The organism is Aeromonas sp. R3-1, from assembly GCF_040908345.1.
Lineage (GTDB): Bacteria > Pseudomonadota > Gammaproteobacteria > Enterobacterales > Aeromonadaceae > Aeromonas > Aeromonas veronii.
Genome location: NZ_JBFODN010000188.1, coordinates 1 through 25,982, shown reverse-complemented (window position 1 = coordinate 25,982; position 25,982 = coordinate 1). Strand labels below are relative to the sequence as shown.

Genomic DNA, 25,982 nt, shown 5'->3' with positions numbered 1-25,982 from the left:
GGTTTTTTCGGATAAAAAAAGAGCGCCTGACGGCGCTCTTTCAATTCTATCAATAATCAGAACTTCATGTTGAACTGGGCAGAGGCCAGGAAGGCGTTGCCGTGGGAAGTGCCTTGCCAGCGAGTGGTACTGTCATGTTTCGGCAGGCCTTCATTGACGTCAACCTCTTTGCCATCCAGATAAGCCATACCAAAATCAACACTCATATCTGTGTTGATATGGTAGGTGGCACCGGCGCTGTACCAGATCCGGTCTGAGTCGGGGATGCTCAGGCTACGGTACTCAGCTTCGATAGGGGTGTTGTCATAGGCAAACCCCAGACGTGCTTCCCAAGCTGGATTGATATACCAAGTGCCACCGATGGAATAACGGAGGGAGTCTTTAAAATTCTCTGGTTTTTGCAAGCATTGACCAACAATTGCGCCATCTTTACAGCCACTGCTGGTTGCTTTCAGTTCTTCAAACGCACTCCAGTCAGTCCAGTTAACTGAGTAGTGTACGGCAAATTGCTGATTCAGACGGTGATATCCGGCAAATTCAGCCTGAGCTGGCAAATCCAGCTTTAGGTTGCCGTCTACAGTTTTAAATACAGGCTTGCCATTTTGGAGGCCCGCTACACCGGCAGTCGCTCCCTGAAAATCACCATCAAAGCTCATATCCACTTGTGAGCGATAAGTCAGAGCAAAACGGTGATTTTCGTTGACCTCATAGAGTGTACCAACGTTCCACCCGAAGCCCCATGTGTCACCTTTAAGGTGCGCAACATTAGTATCTTTCGGGAGCCCGTTTAGGTTGTAGCCGGCAAAACGGTTGAGCTCAGCAGCACCATAAACAGCGTTAATGCCTGCGCCAATACTGAACTGCTGGTTGATACGATAGGCAATATTAGGGTTGATATTGAAGGTGACCAGTTCTGTATTACCAGCGGCTGAACCCGCATTGAATGTCTCAGAATATTCGGTAGATAGGCCATAATTTGAAAATAGGCCTATACCCCATGCCCACTGGTCATTCAGTGGTTGAATAAAGTAAGAGGCTGGGACGAAAGCCGCTGGCGCAATGCCACTTTCGCTGGCTGGGAGAACCCCTCCAATCTTGCCATCCACATCCACATCCGGTTTGATGTAGGTGCCGGAGACAGAAACTGCCATCTTGTCGAAGGTGGTCATGGCAGCCGGGTTACGGGCCAGAACGGAGGCGTTGTCGGCGATAGCCGCTTCACCGGCATAGGCGCGACCCAGACCGGAGGCCGAGTGCTCGTTCAACTGGAATGCCGCGGCATGGACTTGACCGGTGGCCAGCGCGATGGTGGCGGCAATCAGGCTCTTTTTGAAAATTGTTGTCGTCATGGTGTTCTCTCTTGTAGGCAGATTTTTTTGCCGATATTGGCTGCACGTTCAATGCAAACCTCGACAAAATCCGTTTTTATTTCAGCTTCTTCCCAATCAATTCTGGCGTGATTCTATGGATCTGGTAGGAGGTAAGAAATCAGACCAGTGACAGCAGAATACATAAAAGTGATCGATGTGTTAATCATTTGTTTTAACTTGCTGTTTAATTCATCATTTTGAGGGTGTAAAGGTGGATTATTGACCTGGATTGCCGATCTCCGTCACAAAAATAATTTTGTCAATTTTTCGAAATCTTGAGGCAAATGAGTGACAAAGGGGAGTAATCAGGGGGGGAACAGGCAGCGGCTCGTGACCGCCGCCTGCTATTGAGGATGGATCTGAGGTTGTTAACCGGCGATGTTAAATGTCCCACTGCAGACGTGACTGCAGGGCGTTGGCAACGGGGGCAAGTGGCTCTTTCATCTCGCCAATCAGTACCATATTGGCGCCTTTGAGCTGGACTATCTCCCCTTTGAGGGTGCCATCTTCAAAGGTGGCCTGTTGCAGGGTTAATGGAACATGTTTGGGCACTAAAAAGAGGGTGACAGGCCCCATCTTTCCCTGGATCACCATGTGCAAGGCAGGTCCCTGATAAAACGAGCAGTGATTGACATAGGTCACCTTGAGCCCATCCATCCCGCTTAAGGTGGCGCCATACTTCTCCATCTTGGCATTTATGTTATGCAAATTGACCTGCTCATCGACACCTTCAATAAAGGGTTCTTCGCCATAGACATGAGCCATCGCCACCTGTGCGAGGGAGAGGGCCGCAGGAGCCGTTTCTGGCAGCGTGATCCAGCGGGTGCTCATTCCCAGCAGGAAGGCGACCGATGCAGCCAGGGCGATCTGGCGCCAGGATGTCGATGTCCGGATCTTGACCGGCGCCGTGCCAAGGGGGCGGGATGGCGGCAAATCATCTGGCGCGTCACTGTCTTGCTGCATGGCTTGCCTGAGCAGGATCCGCTCGGCCAGTCCGGCGGGAACCTCTACCTGCATGGCGCGCTTGAGGGTTCTGTCGAACTGTTTCATCTCGTCGAGATAGTTCCGATTGGCCTGGCTTGCTTCAGCGGCTTTGAGAAAATCCGGCAGTTTATCGTTGGGCTGGATCATGGCGTTGCGGCGAAATTCGAGTTCATCCATGTCCGTGTCCTCTTGCTTGGTTCTTCTGCTCCATCGCCTCCTTGATCTGGTTGCGGGCGCGAAACAGTCGGGTCATGACGGTGTTTTTGTTGAGGCCGAGCAGCTCGGCAATCTCCTCACCACTGAATCCTCCCACGACTTGCAGCAGCAGTGGCTCCTGATACTCCTCGGGCAACCGGGCGATGTGACGGTGCAACCACTCGTTCTCCATCTCCTGTTCGCTGTGCAGTGCATCGTGCTGGGGTTGAGGGTGATCGTCGAGATCCACCAGCTCCAGCTGTTTGCGTTCAAAGCGGCGGGCGTTTTCCCGTCTGAGGATGGTGATCAGCCACCCTTTGGCCGCCTTGTCATCCTGCAGGGTGTCGATAGCCTTCCAGGCACGCAGGAAGGTCTCTTGCACCAGATCTTCCGCTACGTTGGGATCCCGGGTCAGCCAGTAGGCATACCGGTAGAGATCGCCATGCAGCGCATGAACCAGTGCTTCAAATTTGGTTTGTTTGTCAGCCATGGGATCAGAGACCGGCGAAGTGGCCGGATCATTTCCACCAATATGCTGCTGAGCACGTTTTTTTCTAAAAAACAGCAGTGCCATTGGGCAATCCTTGTCAGGGGGCGTGGCGGCGGGAGCGGGAACTCCCGTGCGCCAGCAGGTAAATCAGGTACGCAATACCGTCCGTTTCATCAGCCCTGAGGGTACGCGCCAGAGCGCACCACTCGATGGGCGGGCCAGAAGAGGGTCGTGCAAAACAGGCTCGCTCGAGTGCGGCGAGCGCATTGCCGAGCCGATTATGCCCAGCGTCGGGCAACTGGCCTAATTGATAATAGGAGACCTGCCAGCGCAAGGTCGCCCACTTGATCAGCGCCTTGCGACTGGCATCCGGCTGGTGTTGGGCAAGGGCACGTTGCAGTTGATAGAAGGCGCGCCAGCGGGGCCAGTGGCGCCATAGCGCACGCAGCGCTACGGCCAGCACGACCCACCAAAGGCTATCTCGCAGTGCCACCTGCGATGTCTGCTGATCAGGTTGCCGATTTGTCGTTGCCTGAAACGTCAGCGTGATGGCAGGGAGGCTGGCCTGTTCAATCCGGCCGCTTTGGGTATTAAACCAGGGCAGATCAATGGGGGGGAGCTGATAGTCGCCGCTCTGATCCGCAACCAGAGTCTGGCGCCACTGTCGCTCAAACAGCAGCTTGCCATCTCGGTAACGCTCCTGCTGTTGCTCGCCATCGGGATGTGCCTGTATGCCGTTTGGCAGTTGATGGGCCATCAGGGGGGCAAGCTGTATCTGGCCGTTGTCACCATTCTCCATGGTCAGGGTGAGGATCCGGATCAGCGGTTCACCCACTTCCCCCGTGGTGGCCGGTTCAAGCCGCTGGCTCAGGGTCAGCCGGGTGGCCACCGGTGTAGCGGGGGCTTTGTCGACCCCCACCTCGAGTGGTGCCGCACGGGCCGAGAGTTTTTGCGGCTTGCCCCCTTGCGGCGTGAGCTGCCCCTGCAAGCGGGGTGAGTCGAGGTACCAGAGTCCCGGCGCTTTTGCCTGAATAAGCCAGCTGCGGGTGAGCCGGCCGGGTAGACCAGCCTGAACGGGTGCGATCCACTCGTCGCTACCGAGGCGACGGATGGTAAAGTGGGCAGAGCTGAGTTCGCTCAGGGCCGGGTTTTGCATACTGGTGGGCAGCCATAGTGTCAGCCGGTAGATCACCGGCTGGCCGGGATAGAGCGGGCCCTGATGATCAAGGCTGGCCTGCATCTCGAGGGGCGAGGGGGCTGCGGGTTGCGGTAGTGCCGCTGTTTTCACCTCTCTCAATGGCAGGGTGAGCGAGGGGGTAAACTCATTTCCCAGCTTGAGCGGGGCAATCACCACCTCGGTATTTGCAGGTGAACCGCTCTGGTGCAGCGGGATCTGCCAGCGAGTCAGTTGTTGTACCGGGGTGGTGACCCGGCTCATGGTCACTCTGCCCACTACAAACTGGCGCAGTAGGGGGGTGATCTCCAGTTCGCTGCTCTGGCGCTCGCCATCCGCTTCGATGATCAGCAGCCAATCGCTGGAGTCGGCCCCCGGCAGCAGCTCTGCCCGTGGGGGCTGGGCCCAGCAAAGTTGACTCGCCAGTGCGAGCAACAGCCCCCATCCTGCCCGTGTCACCAGGGCTCCTCCACCTTGATAAGATCCCGGCGCAGTGCCTCTTTGCGCAGTCGCTGCTCCAGCAGCAACACTGGGGGGGAGGGTGGCAGGGGCATTGCCGTCGCCTGCTGAGCTGCCGATGGTTCGGGTTGCTTGCTGGTGCTGGTATCGGGAGCGGCCGCCGCTGCGCCCTGTAACAGAGAGAGGTTATATAGCGCATCTTCATGGCCGGGTTCAAGCGCCAGAGCGGCCAGATAGGCCTCCTTGGCGGCCGCAAACTCCCCCAGTTGCAGCAGGGCATTGCCGCGGTTGTAGTGGGCGGTGGCGCTCGTCGCTTCCTGATAGGCTGCGATGGCTTGCCGGTAGGCGCCAGCCCGATACCAGGCGTTGCCGCGCCAGACTGGATCGTTGAAGGTGCGGGCTGCCCGCTGAAAATCCCCCTCTTGATAAGCCTGCATCGCTTGCAGGTCCCCTCTCTCTGCCGCTTGCAGGTCTTGCGGCACAAGCAGCTGAGCTCCCACCATCAGCGCCATCATCAACCGGGCGCCGACTCTGGCCAGCAAGGCGAGCGGTAACAAGGGGATCAGCAACCAGGGGCCAAGATCCAGTGGTGCCGGGGTGAGGGCCGAGGTGGTGGTGGGCAGCGGAGCAAAGCGAGGGATGTCGCTGCCAAGCCACTGCAGCTCACCGCCGAGGCGATTGGCCAGTGCGGCAATGGCCTGACTATCGGGGGCGGGCAACTGCGCGGGCATGCGGGTGGCAAACCCCAACTCATTGGCCGGAATGGCGGGCATCGGGGCCGGTTGACCGCTGCTGGCAAGCAGAATATCGAGGCGTGCCGACTGGGTGTCGCGGCAAAGAAGGCGTTGCTGGCAGGGCCACAGGGCGGCGATTTTGGTCATCTGATTCTGGGTGAGGTCGTCGGTGATCAGCAGCAGACGCGCTTGTTCTCCAGGGGCCAGCTGCTTTATGGCAAGTTCCACCGCCCGTGCCGGGTTGCTGCCCTGCAGCGGCATGATATCGGGGCGCAAGTCGGGCAGTAGCAGCGAAAGGGCTTGATGATCCCGGGTTGGCGGCATGGCGAGGTAGGCATCGCCTGCGTAGAGGATCAGCGCAATGCGTTCGCCCTTGGCGCGGCTCAGCAGCTGCTGTAATTGCCATCTGACCCGGGTTGCCCGATCCGGTTTGAGATCGGTGGCGGTCATCGAGCGTGACAAGTCCAGTAGCCAGATATCGAGCGGTGCTGCAGGCTGCTGTTGCAGCTCACCGCGCAGTGCCGGTCCACTCAGGGCCAAAATCACGGGCAGGGTTGCCAGCCAGAGCCAGGGGCGTTGAGGGCGGGATGCTGGCAGCAGATAAGCCTGCATCGCTGGTGCGAGCAGCGGGGGCCGGCGACGACGGTGCCACCCTTGCCAGAGCCAGGGGATGAGTGCGATCAGCCACAGGGGGCGGAGCAAGATCAGCTCCATCTGCGTGCACCTCGTGTCAGCCAGCTACGCACCATGCGAAACTCCAGCCTGCCGTGCCCTGATGGCAGAAGCAGCAAGCCACAAAGCAGTGCCAACGGCCAGGGGTAGAGCTCGATCACCGGCTGGTACTGGGCAATCGGCATGGGGGCAGGTTCAAGGGCATTGAGAGTCGCGTTGATGGCATCGAGATCGCTTTGGGTTCGCGCCCTGAAATAGCGCCCCTGTCCTGTTTTTGCCAGCTCTTTCAGGAGCGGTTCGTCCAGTTCGCTGCTGGGATCGGCCTGACCGCTGCCCGCCTCATCGTAGGGTTGGATAAAGGTATCGGGATCGGCCCCGACCCCCAGCGTGTAGATCCGTATTCCCTGCGCTGCGGCGAGTTTGGCCTCCTGCAGCGGGTCGGCATGGCCTGCGGTATTGCGGCCATCGGTGACCAGCAGCAAGGAGGTGGGGCGACCATGATCCCCATGCTGACGTGCCAGCTGGATCGCCTCGCCAAGGGCGGTGGTTCGGCCGACCAGATCAAAATCGAGCTCGTCGCTCAAGGTCAACAGCGCCGGGATCTCCTGAGTGAGGGGAGAGAGCAGGTAGGCGTGATCGGCAAATACGATGAGGCCCACTCTGTCTCCGGCCCGTTTGGCGATCAGCGCCTTGATCTGCTGGCGCACCGCCGTTAGCCGTGCTTGCTGCTCGCCGTTATCGAGCATATCCGGGGTACGCATGCTGTCTGACAGATCCACCGCCAGCAGCAGATCCCGACTCCCCTCATATTTGATCACCGGTTCCCCCCACCACTGGGGGCGGCAGAGGGCGAGGATAAGGGCGCACCAGAGCAGCATGGCGCGCCAGAGCGGCAATCCGGCCTGAGGACGCAGCAGCGCAAACCCGGGGTGAGCCAGATAGCCGCGGCGCAGGGGCGGCAAGCCGAAGCGCACCAGCAAGGGCAGCACCAGCGCCAGCGCAAACCAGGGCCATGCCAGGATCATGAATGCCTCCGCGCGGCTTTACGCCCCGAGCGGGGAGAGCGTTGCAATAAGAGGGTTTGACCCCAGCGGCGATAATGTTGCCGAAGCTGTTCGCACTGCTCGCGAGTCGGGTTCTGGCTGCCATAGAGCCAACTGCTCCAGTGAGGGGCGAACTGGCTAAAATCGCTGCCGCCGTGACGATCGACGAAGGCAAGCCACGCCTCTCCCTGAAGCTGGCGCGCCTCGGGCCAGCGTTGCAGTGCTTCATGACGCAGGGCCTCCTGTATGCGTGCCACCAGCAGCGCCGGATCTCCTACCAGCTGACGACACCAGCGGCGGTAACGTATCACCCTCTTGGCAATCAGGACGATCAGCAGCAGCAATAACGCTGTGATCAACAGCCACAATAGCGCCTGCACTCTGGGGTCAAGACTCTGTTCAATCAGATCCGGCCCCGGGTGGATGTCTCGCATCAGGGCGGCCAGCGGCGGAGTGATGGCCTCGGAGGCGGGACTGGCGCTGTCGAGTTCGGCGGGCGAGCTCATCCCTGATGACATAATCCCTCCTGCCACTGTTGTTGCAGCGTCTGGCCGTTATCGAGCAGATAGAGGCGCTGCACCAGCGGTAGCAACTGCTGCTTGCCGTGGGTCAGTTGCTGTTCGGCAGCTTGCTGGTAGCGGCGGGAGAAACCGGCATGGCCCCCATCCAGCCAGCCCTGATAGTGTTGCCCTGGCCGATCAATGGCCACCGGCAGCTGGCCATCAGGGGGAAGGGCAGCCTCGAGGGGATCGCGGATCTGCCAATAGTGAATATCGTGGTACCGCGAGAGCAGTTGCAACTGCTGACAGAGCGCCGACTCACAGGGTCTGTGATCGGTGATGATCGTCAGCTTGGCTCCGTGAGGCAGCTTCACGCCGGACAAGGTATCGGCCAGTGAGTGAGAAAGCGCCCGGCGGGCCAGCCCTTGCTGATAGTGATGGCAGAGGGATTCGAGCAGGGGCAGCACGCTGCCGCGCTGGCTCTGGTGATGGGGGATAAGCCCGTGGCAGATCAGGGTGTTGTGCCGCGGCTCCCCTTGCCAGATCAAGGCTGCTGCCAGCTCGCACCCCAGACGCGCCTTGAGCTGCAGCGTGGAGCCGAAATACATGGCAGGAGAGAGATCGAGCAGCAGCCAGTGCGCTTGATCGAGCTCCTCGCTATAGAGGCGGGTATAGGGACGGCCGAGGCGTGCGGTCACTCGCCAGTCGATATGGCGTACCTCGTCACCAGCCTGATAGGCGCGCAGCTCCCGAAACGTGATCCCGGGAGATCGGCCCGGTTTGCCGCGTTCGCTGCTGCTTCTGCCTGCGTGAGGTGGCTTCCTGGCCTTGGCCCATAGCCTGATATTGAGCAGCCGTGGCAGCAACAGGGCGATATCGGGATGGAGCTCCGGCGCTAGGGACATGGCACCTGATCCAGCAGTTGGGCGATCAGGATATCGTTATCCAGATTGTCGGCCAGTGCCTGATAGCTGGGAATAAGGCGGTGGCGCAGCACCGGATAGGCTTGCAGCTGGATATCTTCCGGCAGCACATAATCTCGTCCGGCAAGCCAGGCTCGGGCGCGGGCGGAGCGAGCCAGCCCAAGTGTGGCGCGGGGGCTTGCCCCCACGACAATCAATGGCTCAAGGGCAGGGCAAAGACCGCTGCCCGGGCGAGTGGCGCAGACCAGCTCCACCAGATAGTGCTCCAGTCTGCTTTGCATGGTCACCGCCAGCACTTCGCTGCGAGCACCTTGCAAGCTGGTCTGGCTCAGGGTCACCGGCGCCGCGCCAAGTTGTTCGCCGCTGGCGTTGAGCTGCAAGATGGCGAGCTCCATCGTGGGGCTCGGGTAATCCACCATCAGCTTGAGCAGAAAGCGGTCGAGCTGGGCCTCCGGCAGGGGATAGGTTCCCTCCTGTTCGATGGGGTTCTGGGTGGCGGCCACCATAAAGAGATGTGGCAGCCGCCAGCTCTTTTTGCCCACGGTGATCTGATGTTCGGCCATGGCTTCCAGCAGCGCTGATTGCACCTTGGCCGGCGCCCGGTTGATCTCGTCTGCCAGCACCAGATGGTTGAAGAGGGGGCCTGGCTGGAAAACAAAACTGGCATCCTGCGGGTGAAACACCTCGCTGCCGGTGAGATCGGCAGGAAGCAGGTCGGGGGTAAACTGGATACGGGCAAAGCGCCCCTCGACGGCGCCAGCGAGCGCTTTGACGGCACGGGTTTTGGCAAGGCCGGGGGCCCCTTCGATTAACACATGTCCTTCACATAACAGGGCAATCAGGAGCCCTTCTATTAGCTCCTCTTGCCCCAGGATCTGACTGCCAAGATAGTCCCTAAGTGCTCTGAACTCGGCCGCTGCCATGCGATAAACCCGTTGTTTTTATGGAAGTTGATCTTTTTATACTCCAGTTGCTTCCCAAGGGCGAGCAAAGGGGCCTTGCCGCGCTTAATTTAGTTTCAATCAGCTGTATGAAACTTGTGATTGGATTGTTAAGATGTGGCGCAATCAGGTCAGACCTCTGCCTTTTAAACCAAGGAGCCAGGATGAAACAGCCATTGAAACTGACGACTCGCCAGGGCGAACGGATTGCCGTCGTGGCGGGGCTGCGTACCCCTTTTGCCAAGCAGGCCACCGCCTTTCATGGCGTGCCTGCGGTGGATCTCGGCAAACTGGTGGTGAGCGAGATGCTCGCCCGCACCGATCTCGACCCCAAGCTTATCGACCAGCTGGTGTTTGGCCAGGTGGTTCAGATGCCGGAAGCCCCCAACATTGCCCGCGAGATCGTGCTCGGTACCGGCATGAGCGTCAATACCGATGCCTATAGCGTCTCCCGCGCTTGCGCCACCAGTTTCCAGGCGGTGGCCAACGTCACCGAATCCATCATGGCGGGGACTGTGGATATCGCCATCGCCGGCGGTGCCGACTCCTCCTCTGTGCTCCCCATTGGGGTGAGCAAGAAGCTGGCCCGCGCTCTGGTGGATCTCAACAAGGCGCGCAATCTGCAGCAACGCTTCAATATTCTGCGCCAGTTGCGGGTCAAGGATCTGCTGCCGGTGCCGCCTGCGGTGGCGGAATACTCTACTGGCCTCTCCATGGGGCAGACCGCCGAGCAGATGGCCAAGAGCCACCAGATCAGCCGCGAGGCGCAAGATGCGCTGGCTCACCGCTCCCACACCCTGGCCGCGCAGGCTTGGGCCGATGGCAAGCTGAGCGGCGAGGTGTTTACCGCCCATGTACCGCCCTACAAATCACCGCTCGAGCGGGACAACAATATCCGTGAAAGCTCGGATCTGGCGAGCTACGCCAAGCTCAAGCCGGTGTTTGACCGAGTCCATGGCACAGTCACTGCTGCCAACGCCACGCCGCTGACCGATGGCGCTGCTGCCGTGCTGTTGATGCGGGAAGGTCGGGCGAAAGAGCTGGGCCTCGAACCGCTTGGCTATATCCGCAGCTTCGCTTTCTCGGCCATCGATGTCTGGCAGGACATGCTGATGGGGCCCTCCTACGCCACGCCGCTGGCGCTGGACAGAGCCGGTATCACGCTCAGCGATCTGACCCTGATCGACATGCACGAAGCCTTTGCCGCCCAGACTCTGGCCAACCTCAAGATGTTTGCCAGCCACGAGTTTGCCCGTGAAAAGCTGGGCCGCGAACAGGCTATCGGCGAGGTGGACATGGAGAAGTTCAATGTCCTCGGCGGTTCGCTGGCCTATGGCCACCCCTTTGCCGCGACCGGTGCGCGGATGATCACCCAGACCCTGCACGAGCTGCGTCGTCGCGGCGGGGGATTGGGGCTCAACACCGCCTGCGCGGCGGGTGGATTGGGCGTGGCTATGGTGTTGGAGGTTGAATGATGAGCGCTAAGACTTTTTCCCTGGATGTTCGTAAAGATGGCATCGGCATCCTCACCATGGATGTGCCGGGCGAGAGCATGAATACCCTCAAGGCCGCCTTTGTCGAGGAGATCCGCTCCGTACTGGACGAGGTAAAACGCAACAAGGATTTGATCGGGCTGGTGATCACCTCCGGCAAAAAGGACTCCTTCATCGCTGGCGCTGACATCACCATGCTGGCCGCCTGTACCAGTGCCAAGGATGCCGAGACCCTGTCTCGGGAAGGGCAGGAGATTTTCGCCGAGATCGAGGGGCTGACCATTCCGGTGATCGCCGCCATTCATGGCCCCTGCCTCGGTGGCGGGCTGGAGCTGGCGCTGGCCTGCCATGGCCGGGTGGTGACCGAACACGGCAAATCTGTGCTGGGATTGCCGGAAGTTCAGCTTGGCCTGCTGCCGGGCTCTGGCGGTACCCAGCGTCTGCCGCGCCTTATCGGAGTGGCCAAGGCGCTGGATCTGATGCTGACCGGCAAGCAGGTTCGCGCCAAACAAGCCAAAAAATTGGGGCTGGTGGACGATGTGGTGTCGCCGTCAATCTTGCTGGATGCTGCCATCAAGCTGGCCAAGAAGGGCAAACCGCGACATCAGTTGAAACGGGATCTGCAAGGCAAGGTGCTGGAGACCAACAAGCTGGGTCGCAAGGTACTGTTCGATCAAGCCAGCAAGGGGGTGAAAGCCAAGACCCGTGGCAACTACCCGGCGCCAGACCGGATCCTGGATGTTGTGCGCATCGGCGTAGAGGAGGGGATGAAGGCCGGTCTGGCCGCTGAATCCCGCCACTTTGGCGAGCTGGTGATGACTGCTGAGTCTGCCGCCCTGCGTTCCATCTTTTTTGCTACCACCGAGATGAAGAAAGAGGTCACCTATCAGGGGGCCGAGCCGCGCAAGGTGGCCCATGCCGCAGTGCTGGGCGGTGGTCTGATGGGGGGGGGCATCGCGTTCGTCACCGCTACCAAGGCGGGCGTGCCGGTGCGGATCAAGGATGTGGCAAGCAGCGGGATCGGCAATGCCATGCGCTACAGCTACGACATCCTGGCCAAGAAGCTCAAGCGCCGTCATATCTTGCGCAGTGAGCTTGAGAAGCAAATGAGCTTGCTGACCGGCACCCTCGACTACTCCGGTTTCCACCGGGTCGACATGGTGGTGGAGGCGGTGTTTGAAGATCTCGCGCTCAAACACCAGATGGTGAAAGATGTAGAGCGCGAGTGCGGTGAACACACAGTGTTTGCGTCCAACACCTCCTCCTTGCCTATCAACCAGATTGCAGCAGAGGCGGCGCATCCGGAGCGAGTCGTGGGGCTGCACTACTTCAGCCCAGTGGACAAGATGCCGCTGGCGGAGATCATCCCTCACGCTGGCACCAGTGCCGAGACGGTTGCCACCACTCTGGCTTTTGCCCGTGCCCAGGGCAAAACGCCCATCGTGGTGAAGGACGAAGCCGGTTTCTACGTCAACCGCATCCTGGCGCCCTACATGAATGAGGCGGCGCGATTGGTGCTGGAAGGGGAGCCGGTGGAGGTGCTGGACAGCGCGCTGCTGGACTTTGGCTTCCCGGTTGGCCCCATCACCTTGCTCGACGAAGTGGGGATCGATGTGGGCGCCAAGATCTCCCCCATTCTCGAGAAAGAGCTGGGCGGAGAGCAGTTCCAGGCGCCCAAGGCGTTCGACAAGCTGCTGCAAAATGATCGCAAGGGACGCAAGAATGGCAAGGGCTTCTACCTCTATGGCAAGGCGGCACCGCGCAACAAGCTGACCGGCAAAGAGGGCAAGAAGACGGTGGACGAGAGCGTCTATGGCGTGCTCGGCATCAAGCCTTCTGCCAAGCTGGCCCGTCAGGAGATCGCCGAGCGCTGCGTGTTGCTGATGCTCAACGAAGCGGCCATGGCGTTGGATAGCGGTGTGGTGGCGTCGGCCCGTGATGGCGATATCGGGGCCATCTTCGGCATCGGCTTCCCGCCATTCCTTGGCGGCCCGTTCCGCTACATGGACACCTTAGGAATTGATCATCTGGTTGGCCGTCTGGAGTATTACCAGAAGCGCCATGGCGACCGGTTTGCCCCCTGTGCCCGCCTCAAGGCAATGGCCGCAGAGCAGCAGACCTTCTACTGATAACCGCTGCAGATTGACCGCAAGACCACGAGGCCCGCACACCATGCGGGCCTCTTTCTATATTGTGGTTTGTTCGGGTTATTCAGGTGGTGCTGCGATGATGCAGGCAGAGGCGAAGGCCGAAAAAATGGCCCACCGAAGTGGGCCGTAGATATATCTGATCACGGGTCAGATCCCAGGTTTGCGCTCCGGGCAGCGGCCGATGATATCTGCAGGCAGATCGCCGTTATCCTGTTCCAGCACCACGTCAAATCCCCACAGTTGGTGCAGGTGTTTGAGCACCTCATGGCGTGAGTCGCCAAGGGGTATGCGGTTGTGGGGCACATAGCGCAGGGTGAGGGAGCGATCCCCCTTCACGGCAACGTTGTAGACCTGAATATTGGGTTCCAGATTGCTGAGGTTGTATTGGGCCGACAGGGTATTGCGCACCTGACGGTACCCCTCGTCATTGTGGATAGCGGAGACCTTCAGATAGTTCTTCAGATCGTCGTCATCAATGGCGAACAACTTCATATCCCGCATCACTTTCGGGCTTAAGAACTGGCTGATAAAGCTCTCATCCTTGAAGTTCTGCATGGCAAAGTGGAGGGTTTCGACCCAGTTGCTGCCGGCATAGTCGGGGAACCAGTATCTATCCTCCTCGGTCGGGTTCTCGCAGATGCGGCGCAGGTCGGTAAACATGGCAAACCCCAGCGCATAAGGGTTGATCCCCGAGTAGTAGCGGCTGTTGTAAGCCGGTTGATAAACCACGTTGGTGTGGCTGTGCAGCACCTCCATCATGAAGCGATCGCTCAGCTTGCCCTCGTCATAGAGGTGATTGAGGATGGTGTAGTGCCAGAAGGTGGCCCACCCCTCGTTCATCACCTGGGTCTGCTTTTGCGGATAGAAATACTGGCTGATCTTGCGCACGATGCGCACCACTTCCCGCTGCCAGGGCTCCAGCAAGGGGGCATTCTTCTCGATGAAGTAGAGAATGTTCTCCTGGGGCTCGGCGGGGTAGCGCCTGTCCTCCACGCCAGCCGCTTTATGCTGCTTGGGCAGGGTACGCCACAGCTCATTGACCTGAGTCTGCAGATAATCTTCCCGCGCCTTCTGGCGCCGCTTCTCCTCTGCCATCGAGATCTTCTGGGGCCGCTTGTAGCGATCCACCCCGAAGTTCATCAGGGCATGGCAGGAGTCGAGCAACTGCTCCACCGCCTCGATACCGTGCTTCTCTTCACACTGGGTGATGTAGTTCTTGGCGAACAGCAGGTAGTCAATGATGGAGGAGGCATCGGTCCAGGCCTTGAACAGGTAGTTGTTCTTGAAGAAGGAGTTGTGACCGTAGCAGGCGTGGGCCATCACCAGTGCCTGCATCGGCATGGTGTTCTCCTCCATCAAGTAGGCGATGCAGGGATCCGAGTTGATGACGATCTCGTAGGCCAGCCCCATCTGGCCGCGCTTGTAGTTGCGCTCGGTATGGATAAAGCGCTTGCCGAACGACCAGTGTTGATAGCCGATGGGCATGCCGACGCTGGAGTAGGCATCCATCATCTGCTCGGCGGTGATCACCTCGATCTGGTTGGGGTAAGTGTCCAGCTTGTAGAAGCGGGCGACCCGGGCGATCTCCTGGTGATAGGTCTCCAGCAGATCGAAGTTCCAGTCTGGTCCGTCATCCAGTGGCGCTACACGTTTTTCTGTTTCGATCATGTGACCTCCTCACGCCGCTTGTTTCTTGAACAGCTCGCGGAACACCGGATAGATATCCTCGACCTTGCGAATGTGCTCCATCGCAAAGTGGGGGAACTGGCTGGCTACCGACTCATATTCGTGCCACAGGGTCTGGTGGGCACGGGTGGTGATCTCGATGTAGGAGTAGTACCGCACCCTTGGCATGATGTCCCGCGCCAGGATCTCCCTGCACTGCGGTGAGTCATCAGCCCAGTTGTCACCATCCGACGCTTGCGCCGCATAGATGTTCCACTGGTTGGCGGGGTAACGTTCGTTGATGATGTCGTTCATCATCTTGAGGGCGCTGGAGACGATGGTGCCGCCAGTCTCCTGGGAGTAGAAGAACTCGTGCTCGTCCACCTCCTTGGCCTGGGTATGGTGGCGGATATAGACCACTTCTACGTTCTTGTAAGTCCGGCTCAGGAACAGATAGAGCAGGATATAGAAACGCTTGGCCATCTCCTTGGTGGCCTGATCCATGGAGCCCGAGACGTCCATCAGGCAGAACATCACCGCCTGGCTGGAGGGGACGGGCCGTTTGACGAAGTTGTTGAACTTGAGATCGAAGGTGTCGATAAACGGCACCGCATCGATCCGTCGTTTCAGCTCCCTGATCTCCTTCTCGAGCAGGGCGATTTCGGCAAAGTGCTCGTTGGGATCGGTGGCCAGCAGGGCCAGCCGATCTTCCAGTTCATGCAATTGGCGTTTCTTGCCTGCTTGCAGCGCCATGCGACGTGCCAGCGAATTTTGCAGGGAACGCACCACGTTGATGTTGGCGGGCACTCCGTTTGAGGTGTAGCCCGCCCGATAGGTTTTCACCTCCATCAGCTGGTTGAGCTGGGTTTTCTGCAGCCTGGGCAGCTCCAGATCTTCAAACAGCAGATCGAGATACTCATCCTTGGAGATCTGGAACACGAAATCATCGGCCCCTTCACCCTGATTGGATGCCTGTCCCTCGCCGGAACCCTGTCCGCCGCCCCCTCCTTTGGGACGGTCAATCTTGTCGCCGGAGACGAACTGGTCATTGCCGGGATGCACCATCTCCCGTTTACCACCGTGCCCCTGATGAAAATGGGGCTCGCCGATATCCTTGGTCGGGATGCTGATGCTCTCGCCCTTGTCTACGTCCTGAATGCTGCGCTTGGAGACAGCATCCGAGACCGCTTGTTTTATCTGCTTCTTGTAGCGGCGGATGAAGCGCTGCCGATTGACAGCGCTTTTGTTTTTGCCGTTGAGCCTGCGGTCGATAAAATGCGCCATAACTCCCCCTTGAACAGTCAGGGTCAGGATGACTTGCGTACCCTGAGATACCATTCGGAGAGCAGTCGCACCTGTTTACGGGTGTAGCCTTTCTCCATCATCCGTTCGACAAAGTTATCGTGCTTCTTCTGCTCCTCGGCCGAGGTTTTGCTGTTGAAGGAGATAACCGGCAGCAGCTCTTCCGTGTTGGAGAACATCTTCTTCTCGATCACGGTGCGCAGCTTCTCGTAACTGGTCCAGTTGGGGTTACGGCCTGCATTGTTGGCCCGGGCACGCAGCACGAAGTTGACGATTTCGTTACGGAAATCTTTCGGGTTGCTGATCCCGGCGGGTTTTTCAATTTTCTCCAGCTCGCTGTTGAGAGACGCTCTGTCAAACAGCTGGCCGGTTTCGGGGTCACGGTACTCCTGATCCTGGATCCAGAAGTCGGCGTAAGTGACGTAGCGATCGAAGATGTTCTGACCGTACTCTGAGTAGGACTCGAGATAGGCCGTCTGGATCTCCTTGCCGATGAACTCCACATAGCGCGGGGTCAGATAGCCCTTGATGAACTCAAGGTAGCGATCGTGCAGCTCTTGCGGGAATTGCTCGCGCTCGATCTGCTGCTCCAGCACATAGAAGAGGTGCACCGGGTTGGCGGCCACTTCCGCGTGGTCGAAGTTGAAGACGCGGGAGAGGATCTTGAACGCGAAGCGGGTTGAGAGACCATTCATCCCCTCGTCCACACCGGCGTAGTCGCGATACTCCTGATAGCTCTTCGCCTTGGGATCGGTGTCTTTCAGGCTTTCGCCATCATAGACCCGCATCTTGGAGTAGATGCTGGAGTTTTCCGGCTCTTTCAGCCGTGACAATACCGAGAATTGGCCCAGCAGCTCGAGGGTACCCGGGGCACACTTGGCCTCGGTCAGCTCGCTGTTGATCAGCAGCTTCTCGTAGATCTTCACCTCTTCGGAGACGCGCAGGCAGTAAGGCACCTTGACGATGTAGACCCGGTCGAGGAAGGCTTCGTTGTTCTTGTTGTTGCGGAACTGCTGCCACTCGGATTCGTTGGAGTGGGCCAGCAGAATGCCGTCAAAGGGGAGGGCGGAGAGCCCTTCGGTACCGTTGTAGTTACCCTCCTGGGTTGCAGTCAGCAGCGGGTGCAGCACCTTGATCGGCGCCTTGAACATCTCCACAAACTCCATAACCCCCTGGTTCGCTTTACACAGCGCACCTGAGTAGGAGTAGGCATCGGCGTCATCCTGGGCGAAGTGCTCCAGCATGCGGATGTCGACCTTGCCGACCAGTGAGGAGATGTCCTGGTTGTTGTCATCCCCGGGTTCAGTCTTGGCAATGGCGATTTGATCGAGGATGGAGGGGTTGACCTTCTCCACCTTGAACTTGGTGATGTCGCCGCCAAACTCGTGCAGGCGTTTGGCCACCCAGGGGGACATGATGGGACGCAGGTAACGGCGCGGGATGCCGTACTCTTTCTCCAAGATCTCCCCATCCTCTTCGATATCGAACAGGCAGAAGGGGTGATCGTTGACTGGTGAGCCCTTGATGCGATAGATGGGCACCTTCTGCATCAGGGATTTGAGTTTCTCTGCCAGCGAGGATTTACCGCCGCCAACGGGGCCCAGCAGATAGAGGATCTGTTTCTTCTCCTCCAGCCCCTGGGCGGAGTGTTTGAGGTAGGAGACGATCTGTTCGATGGCCTCTTCCATCCCGTAGAAATCCTTGAAGGCGGGATAGCGTGCCACGACGCGGTTGGAGAAGAGTCGGCTCAGTCTGGGGTTGGCTGAGGTGTCTACCATCTCCGGCTCACCAATGGCGGTCAGCAGACGTTCGGCTGCGGAGGCGTAGCAGGCTTTGTCCTGCTTACACATATCCAGGAACTCCTGGATGGTATATTCCTCTTCTCTCGCTTTTTCATATCGCTGTTGGTAATGCTCGAATATGCCCATAACTTTGCCCTCGTTATAGTCGCTTACCCTGAAAAAAGTGGATGACTGCTTTTGTGTTGTGCGCTTTTAAAGCCTAGTCAACAGACTCCAGTAATCCATCACGGTTGATAGGTTAAATTCTGAAGAAACCTGCCCGATCCTTGTGCGGGGAGGGTCAGTCAACAACACCGCTATGTTACTGACTGTTAAATTATTTTTGCCACGATAGTGAGGTAAATGTCAAAGACATAAAAAATAAATGTTTATGGGAAACAGGGAACTTATTGCGAAAAGATTAAGGGGTTTGACGAAAGGCAATGGGGCTGCGGGTTGGCGGGGTTATGGATGAGAATGTCATTACGTGAACGTTAACGTAAATCACTTTGTTTGGAGTTTTGGCTCTAATTTTTACATTGACGCTACATTTTGGGTGCCCTAGATTGGCGATGTGTGAGCAGCAAGATGCTTTAGCAAGAGAGTTGACTGTTGCCTCACCAAGCTCTGTTTAAGCACGTTTCCGTTGGCTTGACCCTCGCAACCGCGAGGGTCTTCTTTTTCTGCGTCTGTAAACGCTTGTTTCTGCTGGTGGCTATTGACGCAGCCAGCACTCACCTAGCAAGGGTAGGCTTGTTGCACGGCCGCCAGGACGCGGGCAAACGGGTGGGCGGCCAACTGGCCTGCGCCCGCCAGCGATTTGGCCTTGACCCGGCTGGTCAGCGGTGTGGCGATACCGCACAGGAAACGGGCCAGAACACGCGCATCCACCGAACCTGTCTTGGCAATCAGCGGATCGCACCAGGCGCGGATCCCCGCCTCGTTTGGCATGGTCAGTGAGGGTAGGGGAGGAAGATGCGCCACCTCGCCGCGACAAACCGAACAGTGGCCACAATGAACCGGCGCCACCTCATCGGCAAAATAGCGGGCGAGGCGGTGGCTCAGGCACTCACTTGAGGTGAAAAAGTCGAGCATGGCTTGCAGTCTGGCCAGCTCGCTCTGCTCTTTTTGCAGGAACAGGGCGTGCAGGGCTTTTGCTTCCTGCTCGTTGTCCCACCCCTGACGGTTGATCCGGTAGACCTCGGTCATCTGTTTGCTTTCAAGCTCGATCCAGCCTTGCTGCTGCAGGTAGTCGAGTGCCGCAACCGCCCGCTGCCGCTCTCCCTGATAGCCCTGCCAGAGGGCGTCAAAGTCCATGGTGCACCAACTGCGGGCTTGCGGGGCGCAGGCGAACAGTTGCTCCAGAAACTGGCGACGATCCGGATTGAAGCGACTCACTATCTCGCCTTTATCCAGCACAAACTTGAAGCGGTAGTCGGCGTAGTAGGTGTAGGCCGGGGTGATGATGCCTGCCATCTCAAGATAGACCAGCAGGGTTTTAAGGGGCAACTGGCGGATATTGGTGTCGTTGGAGAGACGCAGCAGGGTGAATTCCCACTCGCTCCCGCTCTGTTTGATGATGGCAAGGAGCTGGAGGATGGCACTCAAATCCGGCGTATCGCCGTAGACGAAGTTCTCCAGCACCGGCAGCTGGCTCTGGTTGGCCAGCACAATACAGCGCGATGGCTGGCCATCCCGTCCGGCGCGGCCAATTTCCTGGCTGTAGTTCTCGATGGATTTGGGCAGATCGTAGTGAATGACCCGCCGGATATCTGCTTTGTCGATCCCCATGCCAAAGGCGATGGTGGCGACGATGCAATCCACCTTGCCCGCCATGAAGTCGTGCTGGATCTGACTGCGCAGCGCCGAGTCGAGCCCGGCATGATAGGCGCGGGCGTTGATCCCTTCTCTAATGAGTTGCTCGGCACAGGCTTCTGCGGTGTGTTGCAAGGTGACGTAGACGATGGTGGGGGCCGCCGGAGCGTTGGCCAGCTCCTGTGCGAGCCAGCTATCCCGCGCGTCGGGCGCCAGGGGAATGACCGCCAGATCAAGATTGGGGCGGTAGAAACCGGTGACCACGACCCCCTCCGGCGCGATGCCGAATTTGGTCTGCATATCCTGAATAACCGCCGGTGTGGCGGTGGCGGTGAGCAGCAGCACCTGCGGGATCTTCAGGTCATGGCGATAGCTCGGCAGCTTGAGGTAGTCGGGGCGAAAGTTGTGGCCCCACTCCGAGATACAGTGCGCCTCATCGACGACCAGCAGCGAGAGCGGCACTTGCTGGATAAAACGGCGAAAACGCTCGTTCTTGAGTCGCTCCACCGAGATCATCAGGATCTTGAGCTGGTCATCCAGCGCCTGCTGCATCACTCGTCGGCTCTCCTCCGGGCTCTGGCTAGAGTCGAGGGTAGCGGCGCTTATTCCCTTGCTTTTAAGGAAGGCGAGTTGATCGTGCATCAGCGCCAGCAGCGGCGATATAACCAGGGTCAGGTGAGGCAGGGCGAGGGCAGGCAGTTGATAACAGAGCGACTTGCCTGAGCCGGTGGGAAAGATGGCGGCGGCACTCTGACCTGCCAGCACCCGGCTGATCACCGCCTCCTGACCTGGCCTGAGTGCGGAGAAACCAAAATATTGGTTGAGCAGGGATGTGATCATGGCAAGGCTCCGCGGCAAATGGGGGATGATAGCACAGCGACACCGGTCACGGGTGGCACAGGAATGGTCGTGAGGGTGAGGGCAGAGAGTGTCGATAAAACGTACAAAAATGGGTGGTTGCGCTGTGGTTAAGGTTATGTTGCGGTTTTTTGTGATGGAAACGGGATATTTTTTGGTGAGTCTCTGGAAAAAAAAGATGGCGAATGGGATATTCCGTCATGCAATCCGGTGACTGGCGGATCGGCCCGACAGAAGGCTGGCCACAGACACCACATTCGGGCGACAGGGGTCTCCCGATGAGTGGTTGCAGACAGGACTCATGATTCATGCACTACGGTGCTTAGGGACTTTTTTGATGACACAACAACACCCCCTCCTTCGGCTGGTCAATAGCACCAGCCTGGTCAGCCAGATCCTGGTTGGTCTGGTATTCGGTATCTTGCTGGCACTGTTTGCGCCCGAGTGGGCGAAAACGGCAGGTCTGCTTGGCAGTCTGTTCGTTGGTGCACTGAAAGCGGTAGCTCCGCTGCTGGTATTCGTACTGGTGATGGCGGCCATCATTGGTCACAAGCAGGGTCAGAAGACCAATATTCGCCCGCTGCTGGCGCTCTACCTGTTTGGTACCTTCTCTGCGGCCGTGGTCGCGGTGATTGCCAGCTTCCTGTTCCCCTCCAACCTCCATCTGGTGGCCAATACTGCCGAGATCACCCCGCCCGGCGGGATCACCGAGGTACTGCAGACCCTGCTGTTCAACGTGGTGACCAACCCGGTCAAGGCGTTGATGGATGCCAACTATATCGGGATCCTTGCGTGGGCCATCGGTCTGGGTATCGCCATGCGCCATGCCAACGAGAGCACCAAGGCGCTGATCACTGACCTGTCTCACGGTGTCTCCGCCATCGTGAAAGCGGTGATCCGCTGTGCTCCGCTCGGGATCCTGGGTCTGGTTGCCTCCACTCTGGCAGAGACCGGCTTCGATGCCCTGTTTGGCTATGCTCAACTGCTGGTGGTGCTGATCGGCTGCATGCTGTTTATCGCCTTTGTGGTCAACCCATTGATCGTCTTCTGGAAGATCAAGCGCAACCCCTATCCGCTGGTGCTGACCTGCCTCAAAGAGAGCGGCGTGACCGCCTTCTTTACCCGCAGCTCTGCCGCCAACATTCCGGTCAACATGGCGCTGTGTGAAAAACTGCGTCTTCCCAAAGATACCTACGCGGTCTCCATCCCGCTGGGTGCCACCATCAATATGGCGGGTGCCGCTATCACCATCACTGTGCTCGCCATGGCGGCGGTACATACCCTGGGGATGGAAGTGGACATGGCAACGGCCATTCTGCTCTCCGTGGTCGCCACCATCAGTGCCTGTGGCGCTTCCGGTGTGGCGGGCGGCTCCTTGCTGCTGATCCCGCTGGCCTGTAGCCTGTTTGGCATCAGCAATGACATCGCCATGCAGGTGGTAGCAGTCGGCTTTATCATCGGCGTGCTGCAGGATTCTGCCGAGACGGCGCTGAACAGCTCCACCGACGTGCTGTTCACCGCCGCTGCTTGCATGGCCGAAGATGAAACCCTGCTGGAACCTTCCGCGCTGCCCAGCAGCGAGGCGTGAGCCGGTAGCTCGATTTTTCGATTCAGCCCCTCTCTGTGAGGGGCTTTTTATATCAGCGGGCCTAAATGTGTTGAGGAGAGGAGTGCGCAAGAAAACATTCATTTTGATGAAATGTTTGGTTACAAATAGCCGACAGACAGTGCGGGTGCTGCCCCGTTAAAATAGCTGCGGAATAATAAGGTTCAGGCTAAAAAACGAGATTAAATAATGAAAAAAACTACGCTTTCGTGGGCAATTATTGGTGCATTAGGTTTGGTTGGTTGCGGTGGTGGTGGCGGAGATAGTGGTGGTGGTGGTACCACGCCACCGGAGCCGCAACCGAGGGCGCTGCCGGTGGCTGGCGTCTATCTCCCCGTCCTGATGGACGCTCAGGGGCAGTTAATCAACCGTCCGGTCAACGACAGTTATCGTGCGGTCGGTCTTGTCTATCCGGCGTCCACAGAGGGCACGGGTTGGGCGATGAACATTGCTGAGAAAAGAAGTGCCACAGTCAGCACTTATACCTTCCCTCAAGGCTTCTCTTCTCTGAATAAAGGTGAGGGTTACCCACTGACGTTGTCGTTGCTGGTGAACAAAAGCCAACCCAGTACCTTCGACTCGGCTGAGCAAAAGTCCAATACCAATGTCGATGGGTTGGTCAAGGTGGCGTCTGTGCCAGATACGGCGGGAAGCAGCCAGTCACTCTGGGTACTCGATTATCGACCCGTCAAAGCCAAAATCGATTCTGCACTCACTATTCAGAATTGGGGCGGCCAAGTGGCATTGCAGCCGATGGTCACTGCGCCTATCAACGCGGACTCCTGGTACAACCTTGGGGAGAGTGCACTGTTTCAAGATTTCAAAACCGAGCGCAGCAACAATGGTTTGGGGATCAAGCTGACCATCCTGTTTAAAGAAGGGTGTTCTGTAAGCGGTGAGACAGAGGCCAACACTCAAGGTTTGAACAAGCTGACGTTGACTGGTTGGAACAATCGGTCATGCAGTTTCAATACCTTGACAGGGCCTGCTGATATCAAAGAGGGAAAAATTTATGAGGGGCTCTGGGAAAAAAGGATGCGCGAATTTGCCGATCGCAACGCCAGTGTCACTGCATATCTGACCATGAAACCGGGTAGCAATGGTCAGAAAGACACCCTGGTGCTCGGTATTCCGGAAATCACCGGTATCACGCCGTTCCTGTTGGAAGCGCAACCACTCTAATCAGCCAGAGATAGTGCGTGTTTATCAAGAGATGCCAGTCGCTTACCCGACTGGCATTTTTGTTGGTCGAGGTTCGGTGCGAAGCCCTGAAACATCATGATGTGGTTGCCGGATAAGGGTTGTTTCCTTGGTTGTTGTGTGAGTTCAGGTGCTGTGGCTGCAATAACTGCGTGATGAGTGGCAAGACTATTCAGGACGGGACAACGCAATAAAAAAAGCCAGCCGAGTGTTCGGCTGGCTTTTTGCTATCAGCGGCAGGTAGGGGATTAACCGACCAGCTGATAGAGGATGGCGGAGATGGCGATCATGCCCATGGTTGCAACGAAGACGTTGCTGATATGGCCCTGATATTTCGCCATAGCCGGTACGCGCTTGATGGCGTACATCGGCATGATGAACAGGATGGTAGCGATGATCGGGCCGCCCAAGGATTCAATCATGCCCAGGATGGAGGGGTTTGCAATGGCAGTGCCCCACAGGGTCAGGATGAAGAAGGCGATGATGAACATCTCGACTTTCTTGGCGTTCGGCTCTTTGCCGGACTTGCGCATGTTCTGCACGATCATCCCTTTCAGACCTTCACGGGCACCCAGATAGTGGCCGAAGAAGGAGGAGACGATGGCGACGAACGCAACCAGCGGACCGAAGTAGGAGATGATGGGGCTGGCATGCTGGTTCGCCAGATAGGAGAGCACGGCGATGTTCTGAGCTTTGGCTTCAGCCAGCTGAGCCGGTGTCAGGCTCATGACGCAAGAGAAGACGAAGAACATCACGAAGCCCAGCAGCACCATGGCGGTACGCTTGAGGATGGCATCGGCTTTCTCGACAGCCTGATCACCGTGGTCGCGGCGCTGGGCCAGGGAGAAGCTGGAGATGGCCGGGCTGTGGTTGAAGGAGAAGACCAGTACCGGGATGGTCAGCCACAGGGTAGTGGCGAAATCCTTGGCAGAGGGCACTTGCTCCAGCGCCGCGCCGGTCCAGTCCGGAATGAGGTACAGAGAGATACCGGCCAGAATGGCGATCAGCGGATAAACCAGCAGCTCGGTCACTTTCAGCATCAGCTTTTCACCGGCCAGCATCACCGACATCATGCCCATGATCAGCACGATGGAGAGGATCCAGCGCGGCGGGGCACTCATCTGCAGCTGGTTGACCATGAAGCTTTCGACGGTGTTGGTGATACCCACGCCGTAGATCAGCACGATGGGGTAGATGGCGAAGAAGTAGAGCAGGGTGATTAATTTACCAGCACCCACGCCAAAGTGCTCTTCCACCACTTCGGTGATGTCTGCATTTGGCTTTTTGGAGGAGAGCACGAAGCGGGCCAGGCCACGGTGGGCCAGATAGGTCATGGGACCTACCAGCAGCGCCATGACGACCAGCGGCCAGAAACCGCCCATACCCGCGTTGATCGGCAGGAACAGGATCCCCGCGCCAACTGCGGTCCCGAACAGACTGATGACCCACGTAGAGTCGCGTTTTTCCCAACGAGTGGTTTGAGTAGAGCTGATCCCTTGCTCTGTTGACGCCGCAACTCCCTGCGTGCCAGTGACTGTGTTTGACATCTATCTCACCCCGAATGTGTGGTTCTTATTAAGTCGGCGCAAGGATACGGTTTTTCTAATCAAAAATGTTGATCAAATTCATCTTTACGGCACGAAAAACCGCACTTTCTTATGGAAATGTGATCAAAACAAGAAAAATTCAATTATTGTTTATCAATTGGCACGTTATTTTAGTGTTAATGATTAAATCTCGCCCAGCCAAATGTAGGTAAATTGTTATTTTGCGAGATGCTGGGCTAGCTGGTTGATCATGCTGGCGGTGGCCCCCCAGATAAAGTGCTGTTGCCAGGGGATCCAGTAGATGGTATGCGCTTTCCCCCCTCTGGAAAGGGTCAGGGGGATGTGGTTACGCCGATCCAGCAGATGGGTCAGCGGCACTTCAAAGGCGTGATCCACCTCATCCGGACTCAGAATGAGGGGATAGTTGCCATCGAGCAGCCCCAGCACCGGCAGTACCTCGAATCGTGACACCGTATTGAGCGGGTTGAGGGTGCCGATCACTTCAATAAGTCGGGCCGGAATGCCGAGCTCCTCTTCGGTCTCCCGCAGCGCCGTGGCAATCAGGTTCTCGTCGCCGGGATCCTGTCGCCCGCCGGGAAAGCTGATCTGCCCCCCATGATGACGTAGCCGTGGGCTGCGCCGGGTCAATAACACGCTGAGCCCCTCGTCGCGCATCACCACCGGGATCAACACCGCCGCCGGACTGAGCCCGCCGATGGCGAGGCGATGGGCCGGGGCGGGTCGCTGCAACTGGAAGCGGGTCAGCAGTTCGTGGCGATCCATGGCGGGGAGCTCTCCTGTGCGTTGGCCAGACAGTGGGGAGGGTTACAGCGCCGAGAGGGGCGGCAGAATGCGGGCGACCTTGTCATAGGTCTCCTGATATTCGCTGTCGGCGTCGGAGTCGGCGATGATGCCGCCACCGGCCCAGCAGTGCAGACGACCCGCTTCGGCGATCAAAGTGCGAATGCAGATGCTGGTGTCCATCCGGCCATGCTGGCTGAGATAGCCGATGCTGCCGCAATAGGCATTGCGGCGCTGGGGCTCAAGCTCTTCGATGATCTCCATAGCCCGGATTTTGGG

At 58.2% G+C, this 25,982-nt stretch carries 20 protein-coding genes; 4 read left to right on the top strand and 16 right to left on the bottom strand.

Going from position 1 to position 25,982, the window contains the following annotated elements; all coding sequences use genetic code 11:
• Positions 1–56: 56 nt before the first annotated feature.
• The 9 genes from AB5Y85_RS11410 to AB5Y85_RS11370 form a co-directional block, all read right to left on the bottom strand.
• Positions 57–1,349, bottom strand: a complete 1,293-nt coding sequence (locus tag AB5Y85_RS11410; protein ID WP_064341245.1) for an outer membrane protein transport protein — start codon at positions 1,347–1,349, stop codon at positions 57–59.
• Positions 1,350–1,751: 402 nt separating this feature from the next.
• A complete protein-coding gene (locus AB5Y85_RS11405) occupies positions 1,752–2,531 on the bottom strand; it encodes a DUF3379 domain-containing protein (protein WP_257687764.1) in 780 nt (259 codons plus the stop codon).
• Complete coding sequence (locus tag AB5Y85_RS11400; RefSeq protein ID WP_101530679.1) at positions 2,524–3,123, bottom strand: sigma-70 family RNA polymerase sigma factor; 600 nt, start codon at positions 3,121–3,123, stop codon at positions 2,524–2,526. Before AB5Y85_RS11400 ends, AB5Y85_RS11405 begins: the two co-directional genes overlap by 8 nt.
• A gap of 13 nt (positions 3,124–3,136) precedes the next feature.
• Positions 3,137–4,648: a hypothetical protein gene (locus AB5Y85_RS11395; RefSeq protein WP_307772322.1), complete on the bottom strand. Its 1,512-nt coding sequence runs from the start codon at positions 4,646–4,648 to the stop codon at positions 3,137–3,139.
• A 20-nt stretch (positions 4,649–4,668) separates the two neighbouring features.
• Positions 4,669–6,120 (bottom strand): VWA domain-containing protein, encoded by a 1,452-nt coding sequence (locus AB5Y85_RS11390; protein ID WP_257687766.1) that lies wholly within the window; start codon positions 6,118–6,120, stop codon positions 4,669–4,671.
• Complete coding sequence (locus tag AB5Y85_RS11385; RefSeq protein WP_257687767.1) at positions 6,111–7,103, bottom strand: VWA domain-containing protein; 993 nt, start codon at positions 7,101–7,103, stop codon at positions 6,111–6,113. Before AB5Y85_RS11385 ends, AB5Y85_RS11390 begins: the two co-directional genes overlap by 10 nt.
• Positions 7,100–7,639, bottom strand: coding sequence for a DUF4381 domain-containing protein (locus AB5Y85_RS11380; protein WP_257687768.1), 540 nt, complete (start codon positions 7,637–7,639; stop codon positions 7,100–7,102). Before AB5Y85_RS11380 ends, AB5Y85_RS11385 begins: the two co-directional genes overlap by 4 nt.
• Positions 7,624–8,526: a DUF58 domain-containing protein gene (locus AB5Y85_RS11375; protein ID WP_257687769.1), complete on the bottom strand. Its 903-nt coding sequence runs from the start codon at positions 8,524–8,526 to the stop codon at positions 7,624–7,626. Before AB5Y85_RS11375 ends, AB5Y85_RS11380 begins: the two co-directional genes overlap by 16 nt.
• The gene (locus tag AB5Y85_RS11370; RefSeq protein ID WP_257687770.1) at positions 8,517–9,467 is read right to left on the bottom strand and encodes a MoxR family ATPase; all 951 of its coding nucleotides are present in this window, start codon (positions 9,465–9,467) and stop codon (positions 8,517–8,519) included. Before AB5Y85_RS11370 ends, AB5Y85_RS11375 begins: the two co-directional genes overlap by 10 nt.
• Before the next feature lie 182 nt (positions 9,468–9,649).
• Here AB5Y85_RS11370 and fadI point away from each other — a divergent pair, with 182 nt between their 5' ends.
• Positions 9,650–10,960: an acetyl-CoA C-acyltransferase FadI gene (gene fadI, locus AB5Y85_RS11365; RefSeq protein WP_257687771.1), complete on the top strand. Its 1,311-nt coding sequence runs from the start codon at positions 9,650–9,652 to the stop codon at positions 10,958–10,960.
• Positions 10,960–13,107 (top strand): fatty acid oxidation complex subunit alpha FadJ, encoded by a 2,148-nt coding sequence (gene fadJ, locus AB5Y85_RS11360; protein WP_257687773.1) that lies wholly within the window; start codon positions 10,960–10,962, stop codon positions 13,105–13,107. The genes fadI and fadJ overlap by 1 nt, the downstream gene beginning before the upstream one ends.
• A gap of 168 nt (positions 13,108–13,275) precedes the next feature.
• Here the strand turns inward: fadJ and AB5Y85_RS11355 are convergent, their stop codons facing one another.
• From AB5Y85_RS11355 to AB5Y85_RS11340, 4 genes are all read right to left on the bottom strand, one after another.
• Complete coding sequence (locus tag AB5Y85_RS11355; protein WP_005333227.1) at positions 13,276–14,796, bottom strand: SpoVR family protein; 1,521 nt, start codon at positions 14,794–14,796, stop codon at positions 13,276–13,278.
• 9 nt (positions 14,797–14,805) lie between these two features.
• On the bottom strand, positions 14,806–16,077 hold the full coding sequence (locus tag AB5Y85_RS11350; protein ID WP_005360363.1) for a YeaH/YhbH family protein: 1,272 nt from the start codon (positions 16,075–16,077) through the stop codon (positions 14,806–14,808).
• A gap of 23 nt (positions 16,078–16,100) precedes the next feature.
• Positions 16,101–18,023, bottom strand: coding sequence for a PrkA family serine protein kinase (locus AB5Y85_RS11345; RefSeq protein WP_005333223.1), 1,923 nt, complete (start codon positions 18,021–18,023; stop codon positions 16,101–16,103).
• A 591-nt stretch (positions 18,024–18,614) separates the two neighbouring features.
• Positions 18,615–20,531: an ATP-dependent DNA helicase RecQ gene (locus AB5Y85_RS11340; RefSeq protein WP_257687772.1), complete on the bottom strand. Its 1,917-nt coding sequence runs from the start codon at positions 20,529–20,531 to the stop codon at positions 18,615–18,617.
• A gap of 355 nt (positions 20,532–20,886) precedes the next feature.
• Between AB5Y85_RS11340 and sstT the strand changes: the two genes are divergently transcribed.
• Entirely contained in the window at positions 20,887–22,137 is a 1,251-nt protein-coding gene (gene sstT, locus AB5Y85_RS11335; protein ID WP_005351744.1) for a serine/threonine transporter SstT, read from the top strand.
• A 207-nt stretch (positions 22,138–22,344) separates the two neighbouring features.
• Complete coding sequence (locus AB5Y85_RS11330; protein ID WP_021230165.1) at positions 22,345–23,337, top strand: hypothetical protein; 993 nt, start codon at positions 22,345–22,347, stop codon at positions 23,335–23,337.
• Positions 23,338–23,603: 266 nt separating this feature from the next.
• On the opposite strand, the gene AB5Y85_RS11325 is transcribed toward AB5Y85_RS11330, so the two are convergent.
• The 3 genes from AB5Y85_RS11325 to AB5Y85_RS11315 all read right to left on the bottom strand — a co-directional run.
• Complete coding sequence (locus AB5Y85_RS11325; protein WP_005360372.1) at positions 23,604–24,902, bottom strand: serine/threonine transporter; 1,299 nt, start codon at positions 24,900–24,902, stop codon at positions 23,604–23,606.
• Positions 24,903–25,118: 216 nt separating this feature from the next.
• A complete protein-coding gene (locus tag AB5Y85_RS11320; RefSeq protein WP_005351753.1) occupies positions 25,119–25,685 on the bottom strand; it encodes a CoA pyrophosphatase in 567 nt (188 codons plus the stop codon).
• A 42-nt stretch (positions 25,686–25,727) separates the two neighbouring features.
• Positions 25,728–25,982: chorismate-binding protein (locus AB5Y85_RS11315; protein WP_368221443.1), on the bottom strand; the 255-nt coding region annotated here is incomplete at its 5' end.